The organism is Stella humosa (assembly GCF_006738645.1).
GTDB classification, from domain to species: domain Bacteria; phylum Pseudomonadota; class Alphaproteobacteria; order ATCC43930; family Allostellaceae; genus Allostella; species Allostella humosa.
In genome coordinates this window covers 2,799,468-2,813,917 of sequence record NZ_AP019700.1, presented here as the reverse complement: position 1 = coordinate 2,813,917, position 14,450 = coordinate 2,799,468, and the positions used below count along the sequence as shown (strand labels likewise).

General features: G+C 70.0%; 13 protein-coding genes. 7 read left to right on the top strand and 6 right to left on the bottom strand.

The window, feature by feature from the left end; genetic code table 11:
- The first annotated feature begins 2 nt into the window (after nt 1-2).
- Genes lpxD through lpxB form a run of 5 tightly spaced genes read left to right on the top strand, consistent with a single transcriptional unit; the run spans nt 3 to nt 4,299 of the window.
- Nucleotides 3-1,022, top strand: coding sequence for a UDP-3-O-(3-hydroxymyristoyl)glucosamine N-acyltransferase (gene lpxD, locus STVA_RS13180; protein WP_123688389.1), 1,020 nt, complete (start codon nt 3-5; stop codon nt 1,020-1,022).
- A 4-nt stretch (nt 1,023-1,026) separates the two neighbouring features.
- Entirely contained in the window at nt 1,027-1,491 is a 465-nt protein-coding gene (fabZ, locus tag STVA_RS13175; protein ID WP_123688388.1) for a 3-hydroxyacyl-ACP dehydratase FabZ, read from the top strand.
- A 21-nt stretch (nt 1,492-1,512) separates the two neighbouring features.
- The gene (lpxA, locus tag STVA_RS13170) at nt 1,513-2,310 is read left to right on the top strand and encodes an acyl-ACP--UDP-N-acetylglucosamine O-acyltransferase (RefSeq protein WP_123688387.1); all 798 of its coding nucleotides are present in this window, start codon (nt 1,513-1,515) and stop codon (nt 2,308-2,310) included.
- The gene (locus STVA_RS13165) at nt 2,300-3,127 is read left to right on the top strand and encodes an LpxI family protein (RefSeq protein WP_123688386.1); all 828 of its coding nucleotides are present in this window, start codon (nt 2,300-2,302) and stop codon (nt 3,125-3,127) included. The genes lpxA and STVA_RS13165 overlap by 11 nt, the downstream gene beginning before the upstream one ends.
- The gene (gene lpxB / locus STVA_RS13160) at nt 3,124-4,299 is read left to right on the top strand and encodes a lipid-A-disaccharide synthase (RefSeq protein ID WP_245978194.1); all 1,176 of its coding nucleotides are present in this window, start codon (nt 3,124-3,126) and stop codon (nt 4,297-4,299) included. Before STVA_RS13165 ends, lpxB begins: the two co-directional genes overlap by 4 nt.
- Here lpxB and STVA_RS13155 read toward each other — a convergent pair.
- From STVA_RS13155 to STVA_RS13145, 3 genes are read right to left on the bottom strand one after another with little or no spacing between them, the layout of a single operon-like run.
- On the bottom strand, nt 4,280-5,536 hold the full coding sequence (locus tag STVA_RS13155; RefSeq protein WP_170216327.1) for an MFS transporter: 1,257 nt from the start codon (nt 5,534-5,536) through the stop codon (nt 4,280-4,282). The two genes, lpxB and STVA_RS13155, sit on opposite strands and share 20 nt — an antisense overlap.
- A gap of 1 nt (nt 5,537) precedes the next feature.
- Complete coding sequence (locus STVA_RS13150) at nt 5,538-6,674, bottom strand: DegT/DnrJ/EryC1/StrS family aminotransferase (RefSeq protein WP_123688384.1); 1,137 nt, start codon at nt 6,672-6,674, stop codon at nt 5,538-5,540.
- Nucleotides 6,667-7,626 carry a Gfo/Idh/MocA family protein gene (locus STVA_RS13145; RefSeq protein WP_123688383.1) on the bottom strand — a complete coding sequence of 320 codons (960 nt, stop codon included), beginning with the start codon at nt 7,624-7,626 and terminating at the stop codon, nt 6,667-6,669. Before STVA_RS13145 ends, STVA_RS13150 begins: the two co-directional genes overlap by 8 nt.
- A 179-nt stretch (nt 7,627-7,805) precedes the next feature.
- Between STVA_RS13145 and gloA the strand changes: the two genes are divergently transcribed.
- Nucleotides 7,806-8,246 carry a lactoylglutathione lyase gene (gene gloA / locus STVA_RS13140; RefSeq protein WP_123688817.1) on the top strand — a complete coding sequence of 147 codons (441 nt, stop codon included), beginning with the start codon at nt 7,806-7,808 and terminating at the stop codon, nt 8,244-8,246.
- A gap of 275 nt (nt 8,247-8,521) precedes the next feature.
- Here the strand turns inward: gloA and gltA are convergent, their stop codons facing one another.
- Together gltA and gltX are read right to left on the bottom strand one after the other, a co-directional pair.
- Entirely contained in the window at nt 8,522-9,847 is a 1,326-nt protein-coding gene (gene gltA, locus STVA_RS13135; protein WP_142235760.1) for a citrate synthase, read from the bottom strand.
- Nucleotides 9,848-9,966: 119 nt separating this feature from the next.
- Nucleotides 9,967-11,373, bottom strand: coding sequence for a glutamate--tRNA ligase (gene gltX, locus STVA_RS13130; RefSeq protein ID WP_123688380.1), 1,407 nt, complete (start codon nt 11,371-11,373; stop codon nt 9,967-9,969).
- Nucleotides 11,374-11,526: 153 nt separating this feature from the next.
- Here gltX and STVA_RS13125 point away from each other — a divergent pair, with 153 nt between their 5' ends.
- Nucleotides 11,527-13,638 (top strand): ComEC/Rec2 family competence protein, encoded by a 2,112-nt coding sequence (locus STVA_RS13125; protein ID WP_123688379.1) that lies wholly within the window; start codon nt 11,527-11,529, stop codon nt 13,636-13,638.
- On the opposite strand, the gene lexA is transcribed toward STVA_RS13125, so the two are convergent.
- Nucleotides 13,632-14,354, bottom strand: a complete 723-nt coding sequence (gene lexA, locus STVA_RS13120) for a transcriptional repressor LexA (RefSeq protein WP_123688378.1) — start codon at nt 14,352-14,354, stop codon at nt 13,632-13,634. The two genes, STVA_RS13125 and lexA, sit on opposite strands and share 7 nt — an antisense overlap.
- Nucleotides 14,355-14,450: the final 96 nt, after the last annotated feature.

The following is a 14,450-nucleotide window of genomic DNA, read 5'->3' as shown; positions in this document are numbered from 1 at the left end:
CGATGGCCGATCAACGTTTTCACCGGCGTGCCGGTCCGTGGACCCTGGATGATCTTGCCCGGTTGACCGGCGCCGATGCACGGCCGGGTCAGCGGGGCGATCTTTTCCACGATGTGGCCGCGGTCGCCGAGGCCGAGGCCGGCGACGTGATCTTCGTCGAGGATCGCCGCTACCTGGATGCGCTCGGACTGTCCGCAGGGGGCGCCTGCTTCCTCCACCCCGATGTCGTCGGTCGCGCGCCGGCCGGCATGGCGCTGCTGGTCACCCGGGCGCCGCAGCGGGCATTCGCGATCGCGGCGGCAGCCTTTCATCCCCCCGACCCCGTTGCGGCCGGCATATCGCCGCTGGCGTTCGTCGACGCGACGGCCGAGATCGACCACGGCTGCGAGATCGCGGCCGGCGCCCATGTCGGCGCCGGCGCCCGGATCGCGGCCGGCGTGGTCATCGGCCCCAACGCCGTCGTCGGCCGCGGCTGCAGCATCGGCGCGGACAGCCGTATCGGCGCCGGTGCCAGCGTCAGCCACGCGGTGATCGGATGCCGGGTGACGTTGTACCCTGGCGTGCGCATCGGTCAGGACGGGTTCGGCGTGGTACCCGGCCGGGACGCGCATGTGAAGATGCCGCAACTCGGCCGCGTCATCGTCCATGACGATGTGGAGATCGGCGCCAACAGCACGATCGATCGCGGGACGATCGGCGACACGATCATCGGCCCTGGCTGTTTCATTGATAATCTGGTGCAGATCGGGCACAACGTCCGCCTCGGTCGCGGATGCATCATCGCCGCCCTGGTCGGTATATCGGGCAGTACCGTCCTTGGCGACAATGTGATGGTGGGCGGCCAGGTGGGCATGTCGGGACATATCCGGATCGGTGACGGCTGCCGGATCGCGGCGCAGAGCGGCGTGATGCGGGATCTTCCCGATGGCTCGACCGTCGGCGGAACACCGGCGATTCCGCTGCCGGAGTTCCTTCGGCAGAGCGCCCTGCTTCGCCGGATGACGAAAGGGAAAGGCGCTTAGGGGCATGGACGGCAAGGAGGCTGCGGTCAACGGATTGACCATCGACATCGAGCGCGTGATGGCGATGATCCCGCACCGCTATCCATTTCTCATGATCGACCGGGTGGTCGACGTGGTGGCGAACGAAGGCTGCGTCGGGGTCAAGAACGTCTCGATCAACGAGCCGTTCTTCCAGGGCCATTTTCCGACCAGGCCGGTGATGCCGGGGGTCCTGATCATCGAGGCGATGGCCCAGACGTCGGCCGTGCTGGTGGTCCACACCCTGGGTGCTGCCTCGGAAGGCAAGCTCGTCTACTTCATGTCGGTCGATGGCGCGCGCTTCCGCAAGCCGGTCGTCCCGGGCGATCAACTGCGCGTCCATGTCCGCAAGGAACGCAGCCGCGGCAACGTGTGGAAGTTCTCTGCCGAAGCCAAGGTGGACGGCCATCTTGTCGCCGAGGCCACCTATGCAGCCATGATTCTCGACTAGGGGGCGCGGCTTCCGACCCACATGACCCAGATTCATCCGATGGCCGTCGTGGCCCCGGGCGCCGAACTTGGTGCCGGCGTCACGATCGGCCCGTTCTGCTGCGTCGGCGAGAATGTCCGGCTTGGCGACGGCGTCTCGCTCGTTTCTCATGTCGTGGTCGAAGGCCATACGACCATCGGTGCTGGCACCCGGGTCTTTCCCTTCGCCGCCCTTGGCTTGCCGCCGCAGCACCTGCGCTACAAGGGCGAGCGGGTTACGCTCGACATCGGCAGCAACAACCAGATCCGCGAGCATGTGACCATGCATCCGGGCACGCCGCTTGGCACCGGCGCCACCCGCGTCGGCGACAACGGCCTGTTCATGGTCGGCACGCATGTCGCCCATGACTGCGCCATCGGCAACCACGTCATCTTGGCAAACAACGCGACCCTGGGCGGGCACGTCCATGTCGACGACCATGCCTATCTGGGCGGCCTCTGCGCCATCCATCAGTTCGTGCGCATCGGCCACCATGCGATGATCGGCGGCATGTCGGGGGTGGAGAGCGACGTCATCCCGTACGGCTCGGTGATGGGCGATCGCGGGCGCCTGTCCGGACTGAACGTCGTCGGCTTGAAGCGGCACGGTTTCTCCCGGGAGGACGTGCACCGGCTGCGCAGCGCCTATCGGCTGCTCTTCGCGCAGGAAGGCACGATGGCCGAGCGGCTGGTCGATGTGGCCGAGCTGTTCGAGGACCACCCGCCGGTCATGGATATCGTGAATTTCATCCGCGAGGATTCGACCCGCTCGATCTGCCAGCCGCGGGCGAATGGCGGGTAAGCTCGGCATCATCGCCGGCAGCGGGCCGCTGCCGAGGCAGGCGGCCGCCGCCTGCCGGGACGACGGACGACCCTATTTCATCCTGGGCCTGGACGGCGAGACCGAGGCCGAGACGCTGGCCTGCGGGCCAAGCGCCATGGTCCGAATGGGGGCGATCGGCACCGCGCTCGACCTGTTGCGCCGCAACGGGGTGGAGGAGGTCGTGATGGTCGGCCGCGTCCGCCGGCCCGGCTTGGCCGCGCTCCGGCCCGACTGGACCGGCACCCGGCTGTTGGCGCGCATCGGCATCCGCGCAGCCGGGGACGACGGTCTGCTGTCGGCCATCGTGGCCGAACTGGAGCGCGAGGGATTCCGGGTGGTCGGAATCGACCAGATCCTGGCCAGCCTGCTGATCGCGACCGGCCCGCTGGGTCGCCACCGGCCCGACGACGTTGCCGATACCGACATTGCCCGTGGCCGTGAGGTGGCGACGGCGCTTGGCCGCCTCGATGTCGGCCAGGGCGTCGTCGTGCAGGCCGGGACGATCCTGGCGATCGAGGCCGTGGAGGGCACCGATGCCATGTTGGACCGCGCGGCCGCCCTGCGACTGCCGGGCCCCGGGGGCGTGCTGGTCAAGATGAAGAAGCCGCAGCAGGAGCGCCGGGTCGACCTGCCGACGATCGGCGAGGCGACCGTGGCCCGCGCGGCCGCGGCCGGCCTGTCCGGCATAGCCGTGGAAGCTGGCGGCGCGCTCGTCGTCGACCGCGCGGCAGTGGTGGCCGCTGCCGACGCGGCCGGGTTGTTCCTGGTTGGCATCCCGCCCTTGCCGGCTGCGTGACGGAGCCGGTTCCCACCATCTTCCTGGTGGCGGCCGAGCCATCGGGGGATGCCATCGGCGGGCGGCTGATGGCGGCCCTGTCACGCCGGCTGGACGGCCGCGTCGCCTTCGACGGCATCGGCGGCGAGCGCATGGCGGCGGCCGGGCTGGCCAGCCGCGTGCCCTTGTCGGCGCTGTCGCTCTTCGGCGTGTTCGAGGTGCTGCCCCAGGCCCTGCGCATCCTGCGTCTGGTGCGCGACACGGCCGCGGCCATCGTGGCCGCCCGGCCGGCGGCGGTCGTCACCATCGATTCCTCCGGCTTCAACTTCCGCCTGGCCCGGCAGTTGCGCCAGCAGGGCTACAAGGGCCCGCTGATCCACTATGTGGCTCCGCAGCTCTGGGCCTGGTGGCGACCGGCCAAGGCACGCTCGCTGCGGCGCTGGTACGATCGGGTGCTGGCGCTGTTCCCGTTCGAGCCGGAGTTCTTCCGCGGGCATGGCATCGAATGCCGCTTCGTCGGCCATCCGGCGATCGAGGAGGGATTCGGCCGCGCGCCGGACCCGACTTTCCGCGCCCGCTACGGCATTGCGGCCGATGCGCCCGTCCTGGCCGTCCTGCCGGGCAGCCGCGGGTCGGAGATCAAGCGGTTGCTGCCGATCTTTGCCGTGGCCGTGGCCGAACTCGGCCGCCGTATTCCGGGCCTCCATGTTGTGCTGCCGACGGTGCCGACGGTGGCCGACCGGGTCGAGCAGGCCGTCGCGGGCTGGCCGCTGCCGGTTGCCATCGTGCGGGCACCGGGCGACAAGCCGGCAGCCTTCGCCGCAAGCGATGCCGCACTGGCGGCATCCGGCACGGTCACGCTGGAACTGGCGCTGAGCGGCACGCCCTTCGTCGTCGGCTACAGCGTCAATGCGGCGACGGCTTGGCTGGTGCGCCGCAAGGTGCGGGTGCGCTATGCCACCATGGTCAACCTGCTGATGGATCGCGCGATCGCGCCGGAACTGCTACAGGACGATTGCACGCCGACGGCCCTGGTGTCCGCCCTGCTGCCGCTGCTGACCGATCCGACGGCCCGCGCGGCCCAGCGACGCGACCTGGCAACCGCGATCGGCCTGCTGGGCGGCGGCGAGGAGGCACCGAGCGAGCGGGCGGCGGCGGCGATCCTCGAACTGGTCAGCGCGCCGCGGTCTTGAGCCGCTGGTCGCTCGGGCGGACGTCGGCCACGCGCGTGTAGGCCAGCAGGCCCAGTACCAGAACACAGGCGAGGTAGGCGAAGACGCAGCGATAGGCGGCCTCGGGATAGGCGCCGTCGACGGCCGGGAAGGCGCCGACGATGACGCCCGACATCGTCTGCCCCAGCGCCACCCCCAGCATCGTCGACATGTTGAGGACCGTCAGGCCGCGGCCGGCCATGTTGTCGGGCAGGAGGCCGCGGCTGTGCGTCTGCAGGATGATGGTGATGGAGCCGCCGAAGGCGAGTGCCATGAACAGCAGGGTGGCGGCCCACAGGGGTGGCGCCTGGAGCAGGGCCAGCGTCGACAGCACACAGATGGTGACGGAGCCGCCGCACAGCACCAGCCGCTTGCGCGTGTCGAAGATCCGGTCGAGCGGGCCGTAGGACAGGTTGCCGGCGATCGAGGCGATGCTCATGGCCAGCAGGATGCGGCCGCGGCCGACCGCATCCAGCCCGTGCACGTCGGCCAGATAGGGGCCGCCCCACAGGCCCAGCACCGTCAGCACCGCCGACAGGGTCGTCAGGTGGACGGCGAAAAAGTACTTGATGGGGGGGATGCGCCAGACCCGCGGCAGGCCGCGCAGGATGGCGCCCAGCGGCTCCGTCCGGCCACCCGCCGGCTGCCAGCCGGGCGGGCCGTCCCGCACCAGGAACACCAGCAGCGGCACTAGGCAGGCGGTGACTATGGCGGCGCCGACGAACGTCGATCGCCAGCCGATTGCCTGCACCGCCAGCGCGAGCGGCCAGGTGGCGAGGATGATCCCGCCGGCACCCACCGCCACCATGACGCTGATGGCCGACGCCAGCCGGTCTGGCGGGAACCAGCGGGCGAAGATCATGATCGAGCCCATCAGCACGCCCGACGAGCCGATGCCGAGCAGGATGCGCCCGGCGATCAGCCCCTCGACCGACGTGCTGCCCGCGAAGACGAGCGCGCCCGCGGCCGCCACCAGCAGCAGCCCCATGTTGGTCCGCCTGGGACCGTAGCGATCGAGCAGCACGCCAACCGGGATCTGCGCCAGGGCGAAGGCGAAGAAGAAGGCGCCCGTCAGCATCCCCATCGCATCCGACGACAAATGCAGCTCGCGCATCAGGTCGGGTGCGATGACCGCGTTGGTGGCCCGGTAGAACTGGCTGGCGACATAGACCAGACCCAGCGTCGGGACGAGCAGCAGCGCCTGCCGACTGGCGGCCACCTCAGCCGGCCGCGGCCGCGACGATGGCGGTGATCCGGTCGATGGTGGCGGCATCCAGCTCGGCATGGATCGGCAGCGACAGGTTGCGCTGGCCCAGCCGCTCGGTCACCGGCAACGAGCCCGGCCCCTCGGACGAGGCGGCGAACGCCGCATGCAGGTGGAGGGCCTGCTCGTAATAGACCCGGCTCGGGATGTTCTCGGCCGCCAGCGCCGCGCGAATGGCATCGCGGCGGTCCGACAGGATGGTGTAGAGCGCCCAGGCGCAAGTGGTGTCGGCCGGGCGATGGGGCACCGCGACATGGCGGGCCAGAGCCGCGTCGTACCGGCGCGCGGCGGCCTCGCGGCGGATCAGGTCGTCGGGGAAGGCCTCGAGCTTCACCAGCAGGATCGCCGCCTGGAGCGTGTCGAGCCGACCGGTCAGGCCGACCGACAGGCACTCGCCCCGGGCATCCTGGCCGTGGTTGCGCAGCCGGCGATAGGTGTCGGCGCGGGCGGGATCGTCGGTGAAGAGGGCGCCACCGTCGCCGGCCGCCCCCAGCGGCTTGGCCGGGAAGAAGCTGGTCATGGTGGCATGGGCCAGGCGGCCGACGCGCTGGTTGCCGATCGTGCCGCCGAAGCTCTGCGCGGCGTCCGACAGCAGGAACAGCCCGGCCGCCCCGGCAACCGCGCCCAGCGCCGCATAGTCGGCCGGCATCCCGAAGATGTCGACGGGCATCACCGCGCGCGGCCGCCAGGTGCCGTCGCGGCGCACCTTGGCGATGCGCCGCTCCAGGTCGAGCGGGTCCATGGTGAAGCTGTGTTCGTCGACGTCGACGAAGATCGGTACGGCACCGACCGATGCCACCGCCTCGGCAGTGGACACGAAGGTGAAGGCCGGCACGAACACGGCATCGCCCGGGCCGATGCCTTCGGCCATCAGCCCCATCAGGATGGCATCGTGGCCGCTGCCGGTCGTCACCACATGGGCGCCGCCGACATAGTCGGACAGCGCCTGCTCCAGTTCGCGCACCTCCGGCCCCAGGATGAATTGGCCATGGTCGAGCACCCGGCGGACGCGCGCGTCGATGCGGTCGCGCAGGCGGCGGACCTGGCCCGGGATATCGACGAACGGGATGGGGGCGGGGATTGTGTCAGACATGGCTCTTCTCGATCGGGACGGCGGCGCCGTCGCTGCGGATGGACTGGATGACGGCCAGCGCGGTCGCCAGCGCCGCCCGGCCGTCGGGGCCGCCCACGACGGGCCGGCCGGCGGTGGCGATGCAGGCGAGGAAGGAATCGATCTGCGCACCCAGCGGATCGGCGTCGGGCTGGGCCGCCTCGATCGTCGTCGGCGCATCGCCCCGGACCGAGGCGCGGGTGGCCGACAGGCGGCGGCCTTGCAAGTCGATGGCGACCTCGCCCGACCCCTGGAGCACGCGCAGGCTGCGCTCGGCCTGGGGGCTGACGCGGCTGGCGAGCAGCGTGGCGGCCGCCCCGTTGGCGAAGCGCAGTTGGGCCGCGGCCACGTCCTCGCTGTCCGACACGACCCGGCGGCCGAAGGCGGATGCGGCTACCACCGGGGCGCGGACGATGGCCGTCACCAGGTCGATGTCGTGGATCATCAGGTCGAGCACGACGCTGACATCGGCGCCGCGGCCGCGGAACGGGGTCAGGCGGCGGGCGTCGACGAAGACCGGGTCGTCGATCACCGCGGCATAGCCCAGCCCCGCCATCGAGAAGCGCTCCAGGTGGCCGACCTGCAGGACGACGCCGCGGGCGTCGGCCTGGGCGATCATGGCGTCGGCCTCTTCCAGCGTGACGGCGATCGGCTTCTCGACCAGGACATGGATGCCGGCCGCGATGCAGTCGCGCGCGATCGCGAAATGGAATGGCGTCGGCGCGCAGATGCTGACCGCGTCCACCTGTCCCGCCAGCCGGGCCGCGTCGGGCCAGGGGGCCGCACCATGAGGGCGGGCCACCTGGTCGGCGCGGACGGGATCGGGGTCGATGACGGCGACCAGCCTGGCCGATGGGTGGCGGGCATATTTCTCGGCATGGAAGCGGCCGATATGTCCGGCACCGATGACGGCGCAGCGAACGGGTTGGGGCATGGGATCGCTAGTGGCCACGGAAAGAGGCCGGCAATCTAGCCGCCGGACTCATGGGCGGTAACCCCGTGATCGGGTCAAAGATTGTGTCATCCCGTGACCGGAGATCGCGGTTTATCGCCTTGCCGGGGCCGGCTACGATGGGGTCCCGACGCCATTCCTGCCTGATGGAGCCCAATGCCATGAACGAAGTCTCCGCCGCGCCTGCCGCCGCCTCTGCCGTGGCCGGCAAGGGGCCGTCCTTCCTGCACACGATGCTGCGCGTGTACGACCTCGACCGCTCGCTCACCTTCTACACCGAGCAGCTCGGGATGAAGCTGCTGCGCAAGAAGGACTATCCGACGGGCGAGTTCACGCTGGCCTTCGTCGGCTATGGCGACGAGAGCGGCAACACCGTCCTCGAGTTGACCCACAACTGGGGTCAGAAGGAGCCCTACACGATCGGCAATGCCTTCGGCCATATCGCCATCGGCGTCGCCGACATCTATGGCGTGTGCGACCGCATGGCCACTGCCGGCGTCAAGATTCCGCGGCCTCCCGGCCCGATGAAGCATGGCGGCAGCGTCATCGCCTTCGTCGAGGACCCGGACGGCTACAAGATCGAGCTGATCCAGAAGGGTTGACCCCTCCCGCCCATTGGTAGCTGGTCGCCGCCCTAAACCATCCAGTGGAAGGCGGCGACCACGGCCAGCGCCGTCAGCGCCGCCAGCATGATCGGCCGCCGCAGCCGGACAGGCAGCGGCGGCCGATTGTCGTTCACGGGCACGAGGATGCGGGGGCGGGCAGGCGGCGGGGAGCCGGGCGGCTTCCCGGGTGCATGCAGGTGTCGAACCATCGCGCCCCCCATCTTCATCGTGTCCGCTTCCCGGTCCTGTGATTCGGCAATCGTCGGTCGCGATCAGCCGCGCTTGTCGAGCGGGACGTAGGCGCGGCGCGGCTCGCCGACATAAAGCTGGCGCGGCCGGCCGATCTTCTGCTCCGGGTCCTCGATCATCTCGGCCCACTGGGCGATCCAGCCGACCGTGCGCGCCAGCGCGAACAGCGCGGTGAACATGCTGACCGGGAAGCCCATCGCCCGCAGGATGATGCCCGAATAGAAGTCGACGTTGGGATAGAGCTTGCGGTCTACGAAGTACTTGTCCTCGAGTGCGATCTTCTCGAGCTCCATGGCGAGCGCCAGCAAGGGCTCGTCCTTCACGCCCAGCTCCTCCAACACCTCGTAGCAGGTCTGACGGATGACGGCCGCGCGGGGATCGTAGTTCTTGTAGACGCGGTGGCCGAAGCCCATCAGGCGGAACGGGTCGTTCTTGTCCTTGGCGCGCTCCAGGAATTCTGGGATGCGCTCCTTGGTGCCGATCTCGCCCAGCATCTTCAGCACCGCCTCGTTGGCACCGCCATGGGCGGGACCCCACAGCGAGGCGATGCCGGCGGCGATGCAGGCAAACGGGTTGGCGCCGCTCGACCCGGCCAGGCGTACGGTCGAGGTCGACGCGTTCTGCTCATGATCGGCGTGCAGCATGAAGATCCGGTCGAGCGCGCGCGCCAGGACCGGGTTCGGCTTGTACTCCTCGCAGGGCACCGCGAACGTCATGTAGAGGAAGTTCTCGGCGTAGCTGAGATCGTTCCGCGGATACATGAAGGGCTGGCCGACCGAATACTTGTACGCCATGGCGGCGATGGTCGGCATCTTGGCGATCAGCCGGTAGGAGGCGATCAGGCGCTGGTGCGGGTCGTTGATGTCCAGGCTGTCATGGTAGAAGGCCGACAGCGCGCCGACCACGCCGCACATCACCGCCATCGGGTGTGCGTCGCGGCGGAAGCCACGGAAGAACATGTTGATCTGCTCGTGCACCATCGTGTGATGGGTCACGTCATGGACGAACTTCGTCTTCTCCTCGCCGGTCGGCAGGTTGCCGAACAGGAGCAGGTAGCAGACTTCCATGAAGTCGCTGTGCTCGGCGATCTCCTCGATCGGATAGCCGCGATAGAGCAGCTCGCCCTTGTCGCCGTCGATGTAGGTGATGCTGGATTCGCAGCTCGCCGTCGAGGTGAAGCCCGGGTCATAGGTGAACAACCCGGTCGCCCCGTAGAGCTTGCGGATGTCGATGACCTGAGGACCGACGGTGCCGTCCATCATCGGCAGCTCGATCGTCTGGCCCGACGGGTCGGTCAGCTTCGCCGCCTGGGTGTTCTTTCCGGCGGTCGGGGTGGACTGGCTGGTCATGCAGGCGACTCCTTCATACGGCCCGAGGGCAGACGGCCGGGGGCCGTGGTCGCGGCGGGGTGAGCCGCAGGATAGTTAGCGGGGTTCCAGGTATCAAAGGCCGCGATGCGGGACGATCGTCAAACCGGCATGGCAGCATCGCGTATCCGGCCTAGCGTCTCCTCACGGCCAAGGATCTCGATGACCTCGAAAATACCGGGCGAAATCGTCGAGCCGGCGAGCGCGGCGCGCAGCGGCTGGGCAACCTGGCCCAGCTTGGTCCCTTCCTGCTCGGCCAGCGCGCGCACGGCGGACTCGACGGTCTCGGCCGACCAGGGCTCGACCGCGGCCAGGGCGGGCAGGGCGCGCTCCAGCAGGCCGCGTCCCTTTTCGTCGAGCAGACGGCGCGCCTTGTCGTCGATCGGCAGCGGCCGCTGGCGCACGTAGAAGGCGGCCAACTCCGCCAGTTCCTTCAGCGTCTTGGCCCGCACCTTCAGCCCGCCCATGCCCTGGCGCAGGCGGCGCAGCCCCTCGGCATCGGGCGTATGGCCGGCGGCCCCGGCGATGAACGGCACCAGCGCGGTCATCAGCCGGTCGTCGTCGGCCTGGCGCAGATAGTGGCCGTTCAGGTTGCCCAGCTTGTCGAAATCCAGGCGCGAGGGCGAGCGGCCGACGCCGTCCAGGTCGAACAGCGCGATCGCCTGCTCGGCCGGGATGATCTCATCGTCGCCATGGCCCCAGCCGAGCCGTAGCAGGTAGTTGCACAAGGCCTCGGGCAGATAGCCCATGTCGCGATAGGCATCGACGCCGAGCGCGCCGTGGCGCTTGGACAGCTTGGCCCCATCCGGTCCGTGGATCAGCGGGATATGAGCGAAGCCCGGTACGTCCCAGCCCATCGCGCGATAAATCTGGGTCTGGCGGAAGGCGTTGGTCAGGTGGTCGTCGCCGCGGATGACGTGGGTCACGTCCATGTCGTGGTCGTCGACCACCACCGACAGCATGTAGGTGGGCGTGCCGTCGGCGCGCAGCAGCACCATGTCGTCGAGCTGCTCGTTGGCGACCCGGACCTGGCCCTGGACCATGTCGTCGATCACCGTCTCGCCGATCTGGGGCGCGCGCAGGCGGATGACGGGCTTCACGCCGGCCGGGCCCTCGGCCGGGTCGCGGTCGCGCCAGCGCCCATCATAGCGGATCGGCCGGCCCTCGGCACGGGCCTTGGCGCGCATCTCCTCCAGCTCCTCGGGCGAAGCCCAGCAGCGATAGGCGCGGCCTTCGTCCAGCATCTTCAGCGCGACCTCGGCATGGCGGGGCGCGCGGGCAAACTGGAACACGATGGCGTCGTCCCAGGCGAGACCCAGCCAGCCCAGCCCGTCGATGATCGCCTCCACCGCGGCATCGGTCGATCGCTGTCGGTCGGTGTCCTCGATACGCAGCCGGAACACGCCGCCATGATGGCGCGAGAACAGCCAGTTGAAGAGCGCCGTGCGAGCGCCGCCGATATGGAGATAGCCGGTAGGCGAGGGCGCGAACCGGGTGACGACCGTCATCGGATTGAACTTTGCCTGCTGAAAGGGAGGCTTCGCTTACCACAGGACGGCGCCCCATCCAATCCGCTTGGCCGGCCGATCCCTCCCTCCGGATCGGCTTGGTCAAAAGGTGGTCGGCCGGTCTAGGATCGTTCCGGTGAGCCGGCACAACGAATGATTGCGATCGACGCGGCGACGGCCGGGCGGGAAAGGTTGCTGCCACGCGCCATGGCGGCACTGCACGGCGATTCCGACCGTTGGCCGCTCTGGTTGCCGGTCGCGATCGGCTGCGGGATCGCCGGCTACTTCGCTCTGGCCGAGGAGCCGGCCGGCTGGCTGGGCGCGGCCGTCCTGGCGATCCTGGTGGCCGCTGCCTTCGTGCTGCGCGCCCGGCCGGTGGTTCGCGGCGTGCTGCTGGCCCTGGCGGCGATCGCGGCCGGTTTCGCCGCCATCCAGGTGTCGGCCTGGACCGCCGACGCACCGCGCATCGAGCGGCGCCTGCCGGCCACCACGGTGGAAGCGCGGATCGAGCATGCGGGCCCCCGCGAGAGCGGCATGCGCATGGTGGTGCAGCCGCTGCGCATCGACGGGTGGACCGGGCCGCTGCCGCGCCGCCTGCGCATCACCGTGCCAGCCCGGATGGGCGACCCCGGCCTGGCACCGGGGCGCCGCGTCGTCCTGCGGGCGGTGCTTCTGCCGCTGCCGGCGCCGGCCGTGCCCGATGCCTTCGACTTCCAGCGGCAGGCCTATTTCCAGGGCTTGGGCGGGCTGGGCTATGCCACCACCGCCCCACGTCTCGTGGAGGGGGAGGCGGCGGGGGCCGCCGACGCCATCGCCGGTCTGCGCCACACCATGACACAGCGCATCCAGGCGGCGATCGGTGGCGCGGCGGGTGCTGTCGCGGCGGCGCTCGTGACCGGTGAGCGCACGGCGATCCCCGAGACGGTCAACGTCGCCATGCGCGACACGGGCCTGGCCCACCTGCTGTCGATCTCGGGCCTGCATATCAGCCTGGTGGCCGGCATCGTCTTCCTGGCCCTGCGCACGCTGATGGCTGCCGTGCCGGGCCTGGCGCTCTACTGGCCGGTGAAGAAGTGGGCGGCGCTCGGTGCCATCCTGGCCTCGCTCTTCTACCTGCTGCTGTCGGGCTCGGAGGTGCCGACGCAGCGATCCTTCCTGATGTCGGCCATCGTCTTCGCGGCCATGCTGGTGGACCGCGAGGCGATCTCGCTGCGGCTGGTGGCATGGGCGGCGGCAGCCATCCTGTTGCTGGTGCCGGAAGCCATGGTGGGCGCCAGCTTCCAGATGTCGTTCGCGGCCGTGCTGGCGCTGGTCGCCGCCTACGAGGCCGGCCGCCCGCGCATCCGGGCCTTGCGCGCCGATCTTGGCCCGTCCGGCCGGGTGTTCCTCTATGTCGGGCTGCTCTGCTTCACCACGGTGATCGCGACGGCGGCGACGACCCCGTTCGCCCTCTACCACTTCAACCGCTTTGCCGCCTACGCCATGCCGGCCAACCTGATCGCGGTGCCGCTGACCAGCTTCTGGGTGATGCCCTGGGCCGTGGTCGCGGTGCTGGCCATGCCGTTCGGGCTGGAGGCTTGGCCGCTGGCCGCCATGGGCTGGGGCGTGGAACTGATCCTGGTGGCTGCCGCCTGGATCGCCGCCTGGCCAGGTGCCGCCTGGACCGTTCCGGCCATGCCGGTGGCATCCCTGGCGCTGTGCACGCTGGGTGGCCTGTGGCTCTGCCTATGGCGCCACGCCATGCGGCTGGCGGGGCTGGTGCCGATCCTGCTGGGGCTGCTGGGGATCGGCTGGTACCAGCCACCCGACGTGCTGGTCGACGGCGACGCGCGCGCGGTGGCCGTGCGCGGCCCGGGCGGCTACTGGATCTTCGAGACGCGGGCGGCTGAGATCGTGGTCGACACCTGGCTGCGCCGGGCGGCCGGCGACCGCCTGCCATGGCCGGAGGCGGCTGGCAGCCCGCACTTGCTGCCGCAGTGCGACCAGCGCCTCTGCCGCTTCCGCTCGCAAGGCCAGCGGGTGGTCGTGGCGCGCCGCCGCGACGGGCTGACCGAGGCCTGCCGTAGCGCGGAGGTGGTGATCGCTTTGGTCCCCATGCGTTGGGACTGCGGGCGCGGCGTCGTTGCCATCGACCGCCGCGACCTGGAGCGGGAGGGCGCCCACGCCATCCGTCTCGGCGGCGGCAAGGCACAGGTGGAAACGGTGGCGGCTGCCCGCGGCCGCCGTCCCTGGACAGCGACCATTGCGGCCGACGAGGATCAGTAGCGCCGCATCAGCCCGACCAGCTTGCCCTGCACCTGGACGCGGTCGGGCCCGAAGATCCGTGTCTCGAAGTTCTTGTTGGCGGGCTCCAGCGCCACTGATGCGCCCTTGCGGCGCAGGCGCTTCAGCGTCACCTCGTTGTCGTCGATCAGGGCCACGACGATGGTGCCGTTCTCGGCCGTGTCGCAGCGCTGCACGATGATGGTGTCGCCGTCGACGATGCCGGCCTCCATCATCGAATCGCCGGCCACCTCCAGCGCATAATGCTCGCCGCGGCCGAGCAGCAGGCCCGGCACCTCGATCGCGCGCTGCTGGTCGCGCAGGGCCTCGATCGGTGTGCCCGCGGCGATCCGGCCATAGAGCGGCACGGCCGTGGCCTCGCCGCTGGCAGCGTTCGGTTCGGCCATGGCGCCGACCAGGGTGGGCCGGAAGTCGCCCTTGATCACGGTCGGGCGGAAGCCGCGGCGGGCTCCGGCGCGGGCGGCCTGGCTCTCGGCCGCCATGTCGTCGGGGAGGCGCAGCACCTCCAGCGCGCGGGCGCGGTGGGGCAGGCGGCGGATGAAACCGCGCTCCTCCAGCCCGGTGATCAGGCGGTGAATGCCGGACTTGGAGCGCAGGTTGAGCGCCTCCTTCATCTCGTCGAATGACGGCGAGACTCCGCTTTCCCGCAGGCGGATATTGATGAAGGACAGCAGTTCGAACTGCTTGCGCGTCAACATTTGGTTGCCCCCGATCCAAGTCCTGGCGTGACCAAGGGCGGCCGACGCAAGATATGGAACAAAACCGAAACGACTACGCTTGTTCTAGTTTGGTTC

What these genes read in the sequence shown, in the direction of transcription:
- lexA (WP_123688378.1), bottom strand. Translation starts at nt 14,354, where the DNA reads ATGTTGACGCGCAAGCAGTTCGAACTGCTGTCCTTCATCAATATCCGC.
- gltA (WP_142235760.1), bottom strand. Translation starts at nt 9,847, where the DNA reads ATGACCAGCCAGTCCACCCCGACCGCCGGAAAGAACACCCAGGCGGCG.
- gltX (WP_123688380.1), bottom strand. Translation starts at nt 11,373, where the DNA reads ATGACGGTCGTCACCCGGTTCGCGCCCTCGCCTACCGGCTATCTCCAT.
- STVA_RS13165 (WP_123688386.1), top strand. Translation starts at nt 2,300, where the DNA reads ATGGCGGGTAAGCTCGGCATCATCGCCGGCAGCGGGCCGCTGCCGAGG.
- STVA_RS13150 (WP_123688384.1), bottom strand. Translation starts at nt 6,674, where the DNA reads ATGTCTGACACAATCCCCGCCCCCATCCCGTTCGTCGATATCCCGGGC.
- STVA_RS13145 (WP_123688383.1), bottom strand. Translation starts at nt 7,626, where the DNA reads ATGCCCCAACCCGTTCGCTGCGCCGTCATCGGTGCCGGACATATCGGC.
- fabZ (WP_123688388.1), top strand. Translation starts at nt 1,027, where the DNA reads ATGGACGGCAAGGAGGCTGCGGTCAACGGATTGACCATCGACATCGAG.
- lpxA (WP_123688387.1), top strand. Translation starts at nt 1,513, where the DNA reads ATGACCCAGATTCATCCGATGGCCGTCGTGGCCCCGGGCGCCGAACTT.
- lpxD (WP_123688389.1), top strand. Translation starts at nt 3, where the DNA reads ATGGCCGATCAACGTTTTCACCGGCGTGCCGGTCCGTGGACCCTGGAT.
- gloA (WP_123688817.1), top strand. Translation starts at nt 7,806, where the DNA reads ATGAACGAAGTCTCCGCCGCGCCTGCCGCCGCCTCTGCCGTGGCCGGC.
- STVA_RS13125 (WP_123688379.1), top strand. Translation starts at nt 11,527, where the DNA reads ATGATTGCGATCGACGCGGCGACGGCCGGGCGGGAAAGGTTGCTGCCA.